This window comes from Streptomyces sp. F001, from assembly GCF_004187715.1.
GTDB lineage: Bacteria > Actinomycetota > Actinomycetes > Streptomycetales > Streptomycetaceae > Streptomyces > Streptomyces flavusporus.
The window spans coordinates 1-4,695 of record NZ_QZWF01000114.1; the positions used below are offsets into that span (position 1 = coordinate 1).

General features: G+C 69.2%; 3 protein-coding genes and 3 pseudogenes. 1 reads left to right on the plus strand and 5 read right to left on the minus strand.

The window, feature by feature from the left end; all coding sequences use genetic code 11:
- The coding region (locus StrepF001_RS49230) for a transposase (protein ID WP_240798007.1) at positions 1-206 on the minus strand (206 nt) is incomplete at its 3' end.
- 1 nt (position 207) lies between these two features.
- Between StrepF001_RS49230 and StrepF001_RS49235 the strand changes: the two are divergent.
- Positions 208-321: pseudogene (locus StrepF001_RS49235) on the plus strand (hypothetical protein); the annotation flags it as partial.
- A 56-nt stretch (positions 322-377) separates the two neighbouring features.
- On the opposite strand, the pseudogene StrepF001_RS49240 reads toward StrepF001_RS49235, so the two are convergent.
- The 4 genes and pseudogenes from StrepF001_RS49240 to StrepF001_RS49245 all read right to left on the minus strand — a co-directional run.
- Positions 378-689: pseudogene (locus tag StrepF001_RS49240) on the minus strand (integrase); the annotation flags it as partial.
- A gap of 226 nt (positions 690-915) precedes the next feature.
- Entirely contained in the window at positions 916-3,036 is a 2,121-nt protein-coding gene (locus StrepF001_RS44570; RefSeq protein ID WP_129803771.1) for a PQQ-dependent sugar dehydrogenase, read from the minus strand.
- A gap of 268 nt (positions 3,037-3,304) precedes the next feature.
- Positions 3,305-4,468 (minus strand): sugar phosphate isomerase/epimerase family protein, encoded by a 1,164-nt coding sequence (locus StrepF001_RS44575; RefSeq protein ID WP_129803772.1) that lies wholly within the window; start codon positions 4,466-4,468, stop codon positions 3,305-3,307.
- Positions 4,469-4,521: 53 nt separating this feature from the next.
- Positions 4,522-4,695: pseudogene (locus tag StrepF001_RS49245) on the minus strand (alkaline phosphatase family protein); the annotation flags it as partial.

Consider the following 4,695-nt stretch of genomic DNA (forward strand, 5'->3'; position numbering starts at 1 on the left):
CGCCACTGCGCCCCGGTGCGGTTCACGTGCAGGATCGCGTTCATGATCTCGCGGAGATCGTGCTCCGGCGGGTGTCCGATGTTCAGTGCATACCGGCGCCGCTCGGCCCGCCAAGCGCTCAGCACCGGCTCGATCAACGCCCAGCGCGCACTGGACGCCTCGACCATAGCTCTGCTCATCAACGCCGACCTGCTGGTCGCGGGCATCATCACGATGATCCAGGGCGCGGGCGTCGGACGGGTGCTCGGCGCCCGCATGCCCGTGATGGCCGGCGCAGCCTTCACCGCCGTGACTCCGATGATCCTTATTGCAGGGAACTACGGACTACAGGCCGTGTATGGATCGATGCTCGCGGCCGGAGTCTTCGGCATGCTCGTCGAATCCCGATCCCGGAGCAGGAAGCGTAGTGAGTCCATCCGGCACCCCAACGTCATGGCGAGGTTCCTCGCCTGCTGCGTCGTCCACTCGGCGCTGGGATGGGCGGTGACGCCGGCAAGGTGGACGCGCCGGGGGCCGTGCTCGATGAAGATCAGGGCGTACAGGCGCTTGAGCGACACGGTGTCCAGGTGCAGGAAGTCGGCGGCGATGATGCCGTGGGCCTGGGCGGAGAGGAACTGGCGTCAGGTCGGACCGGATCGCTGCGGGGCAGGGTCGATGCCGGCAGCGTGCAGGATCTCCCAGACCGTGGATGGGACGATGGCGGCGCTGGACCGAGCCTTGCAGGATCACCGGCCGGGCTCGGTCCTGCTCGGACGTCGTCCCTCGGACGCCGTCCGGGCACTCCGGCAGCGTCGGAGGTGTTGCCGGTGGGCGCCTGGCCTCCGTGGGGCAGCGAGCGGGACGAGGCGTTGCAGGAGCGGCGACGGGGCGCCGTCCCCAAGGGATGGCGCCCCGCCTCTGTGTCTTGGCCGCCGGTCAGTCGGCCGGTGTCAGCGCGACCTCGGCGCTGCCCGAGAGGGACGGCAGGCCGTCCGGGGGCGTGTCCTTGTAGGTGGCGTTGAAGACCGCCTTGAGGTTGTCCGCACCGGCGTGACCGCCGTCCACGAACGTCTTGAACGATCCCGAGCAGCCGTTGCTCGAAGACAGCGGGTGACCATGCGAGTCGTGGCCGAGGATGAACGAGACGGTGACCTTCGAGCAGTCCACCGGCTGGTCGTCGGTGACGGTGACCTCCCAGGTGACCGTGTCACCCCAGTGGAAGGCCGTGCCGCCGTGCGGGGCCGGGTCGGTCGTGAGGGAGACGACCGGCGCCTTGTTGCCGACCACGACGGGAACCGACGCGGAGGCTGAGCGTCCGGTGCTGTCGGTGACCTTCAGCGTGGCGTCGAAGACGGCGTTCTTGGTGAACGTGTGCTTCGGGTTCGCCTCCGTGGAGTCCACGGTGCCGTCGGCGTCGAAGTCCCAGGCGTAGCTGAGGGCGTCACCGTCGGCGTCCTTGGTGCCGGCGCTGGAGAACTGGACCGTCAGCGGGCTGGTGCCGTTGACCACGTCTGCGGCGGCCTTGGGCTCGGGGGTGCGGTTGCCTCGCGTGAAGTCGATGCGGGAGAGCTGGGCCTCGGGCAGTTCCGCGAAGTACCCGGTGCCGTACTCGAGGACGTACAGAGCGCCGTCCGGGCCGAACTCGGCGTCGATCGGGCCGTCCGTCTTGATCGAGGGGATCGCGTCCTCGATCTTCTGGATCTCGTTCCGCTTGTCGAGGGTGATGGCCTTCATCTGGTCGCGGGTCCACTCGTAGAAGAGCGGCTTGCCGTCGAAGTACGCGGGCCAGCGGTTCTCGGCCGTGTTCCGCTTGTCGTAGCGGTACGCCGGGCCGCCCATCGGGCCGATGCCGCCGGTGCCGAGCTCCGGGAATTCCGCGGAGGCTCCGTAGCCGTAGACCATCTCCGCGTCCGTGACCGGCGGCAGCTCGCTCAGGCCGGTGTTGTGACGCGAGTCGTTGACCGGCTTGGCGCAGTCGAACGCGCCGCTCGACTTCTGAGTGGCGAAGTCGTAGTCCTGGTACGGCATGTCCTGGGTCACGCAGAACGGCCAGCCGTAGTTGGCGGGGCGGTCGATGACCATCCAGCGGCCGTGCCCGGCGGGGCCGCGGTCGGGCTTGGCCTGGTTGGCGTCGGGCGAGTAGTCGCCGACGTAGACCTCGCCGGTCTTGTCGTCGACTCCGAAGCGGAACGGGTTGCGCAGACCCATGGCGTAGATCTCGGGGCGGGTCTTCGGGGTGCCCGGCGCGAAGAGGTTGCCGTCGGGTATCGCGTAGCTGCCGTCGCGCTTGACCTTGATGCGCAGGACCTTGCCGCGCAGGTCGTCGGTGTTGCCCGAGGTGCGCCGCGCGTCGTAGGCCGGGTTGCGGTCGGCGCGGTCGTCGAGCGGGGCGTAGCCGTCCGAGGAGAACGGGTTGGAGTCGTCACCGGTGGACAGGAACAGGTTGCCCTTGTGATCGAAGTCGATCTTGCCGCCGACGTGGCAGCAGATGCCCCGGTCGGCCGGGACGTCGAGGATCTTCTGCTCGGTGTCGAAGTCGAGCTTGTTGCCCACGAGCTTGAACCGCGAAAGCCGCGTGACGCCCTCGTACTTGGCGAAGTCCGCGGCCGTGCCGAACTGCGGTGCGTCGCCTTCGTTGACGCCCGCGGTGGCGGGGTCGTCGATGGGGGTGTCGAGGCGGGGCGAGTAGTAGAGGTAGACCCAGCGGTTCTTGGCGAAGCCGGGGTCGACGGCGATGCCCTGCACGCCTTCCTCGTCGTGCTGGTAGAGCCCGGCGGGGCTCTTCTTGAGGTCGGCGGCGAGGAAGTTCACGCCGCTCTTGGGGTCGTGGATGCGGACCTCTCCGGTGCGTGCCGTGTGCAGCACCCGCCGGTCGGGCAGGACGGCGAGGGCCATGGGCTCGCCCGGGCGGTCGTTGAGGGTGACCTTCTGAAAGTCCGACGGGGCCGGCGGTGCGGGATCCGATTTGGCGGCTTGTGCCGGCGAGAGCGGCAGGAGCCCGACGGCTCCGGCCAACGCAGCCGCCCCCACGAGGGTGACGATCCGTCTGTTGCGCACTCAGAACTCCTCTGGTCTGGTCGGCGGCACCACAAGCCCCGGGGGCGAGACCCCGGCCGGCCGCCGCAGAGAGACATCGGGTGAAGACCCGTGCGGTGGGAGGCAGTTGGACGCTAAGGCGCCCACTTTCAACTCGTCAAGGACAAAGTTTCAACTTTCTCGGGGAAAGTTTGTCCTGGCGTTTCAGGGTGTTCAGGGGTGTTTCGGGCACGCCGGGGTGACCCGCCCCGCGCCGAGGCGCCGGGCGGGTCCTGCGGGTGACGCTTCGTCAGTGGCGGGCGCGCAGAGCCGCGAGGTTGTCGTAGCCGACCCGGGCGAACTCGAGCGACTGGCCGGGAGTGCTCGCGCTCGGCGCGTTGTCCTGCTCGACCATCGGGTTGTGGTAGTTCTTCGCGCCCACCCGGGTGAAGAACTTCCGGTAGTCGATGTCGCCCGTGCCGAACGGCACCATGTCGTAGCCCAGCCCGCTCTGCGGGTTGACGACGCCGTCCTTGGCGTGGAAGAGCGGGAAGCGGTTGGTGTTGCGGACCACGAGTGCGGCGGGGTCGAAGACCTGCTCCTGCCGCGAGCCGTCGTGGGCGGTGTAGGTGTGGAACTTGTACTGGGCCACGTGCGCCCAGAAGACGTCCAGCTCCAGATAGACGGTCTTGCGGTCCGTCACCTCCAGGAAGTACTCCAGCTTTCTGATGCCGGAGCTGCGGGTCGGGCGGCCCTGGGCGTCGAGCGGACCGCCGTCGAGCAGGAAGTCGTAGGCGCTGTCGTGGTTGTGGGTGTAGAGCTTGACGCCCTCACGGCGGGCGATGGCGCCCATGGTGTTCCACTTCTCCGCGGCGACGTCCCAGTCGGCCCGGTAGGGGCTGCCGGTGGGGTCGCCACCGGTGCCCATGTGGTCCATGCCGAGGATGTTGGCGATCTCCAGATTGCGCTTGAAGGTGTCCAGGTCGGCCTGGGTCAGCGGCCAGGACGGCGGGATGAAGCCGTGGCTGCCCTGCGCCCGCAGCCCGTACTCGTCGAGCCAGGAGCGCATCAGCTTGGCGCCCTCGATGGTGCCCAGGTTCGCGCCGCCGGGCGCGTTGGCGTGCTGGCCGTAGCCGGCGAACTCCACCTGGCGGTAGCCGAAGCGCGCCAGCTGCTGGAAGACCTCACGGAAACCGGAGGGCAGGTTGGAGGCGAGCGGGTCGCGGCCGATCGCGTCGCGGACGGTGTAGAGGATGATGCCGCGCTTGTGCTGCGGGACCAGAGCGGACCGGCCCCGGTCCTCGCCGGCGGCTTCCACGCCGTCCTGCGCCAGTGCGGGAGCGGCGCCGAACACCGGTGCGGCGATCGCCGCGGCGGTGGCGGCCGTGCAGGTGCTGAGGAAACGGCGGCGGCTGACGCCGAGCGTGCGGCGCAGGGCGTCGCCGGTGACGGATTCGTCGTTGAACGTGGTCACAGCGTGTCTCGCTTTCGTTGTCACGGTGCTGCGGGTGCCTGACGGCAGCCGCCTCAGGAGAGGCCGGCGAGCCGCAACAGCAGGGACTTCACATCGGTGGCCGCTACGCGGCCGGACACTGCGTGGGGGGTGGAAACCAGGACGAGCGGACCGTCTTCGTCGCTCGTGGGGAGGCGGCCATGGCTGCCGCGGACAGGTGAGGGATCCAGGGGCACGACCGCCATGCG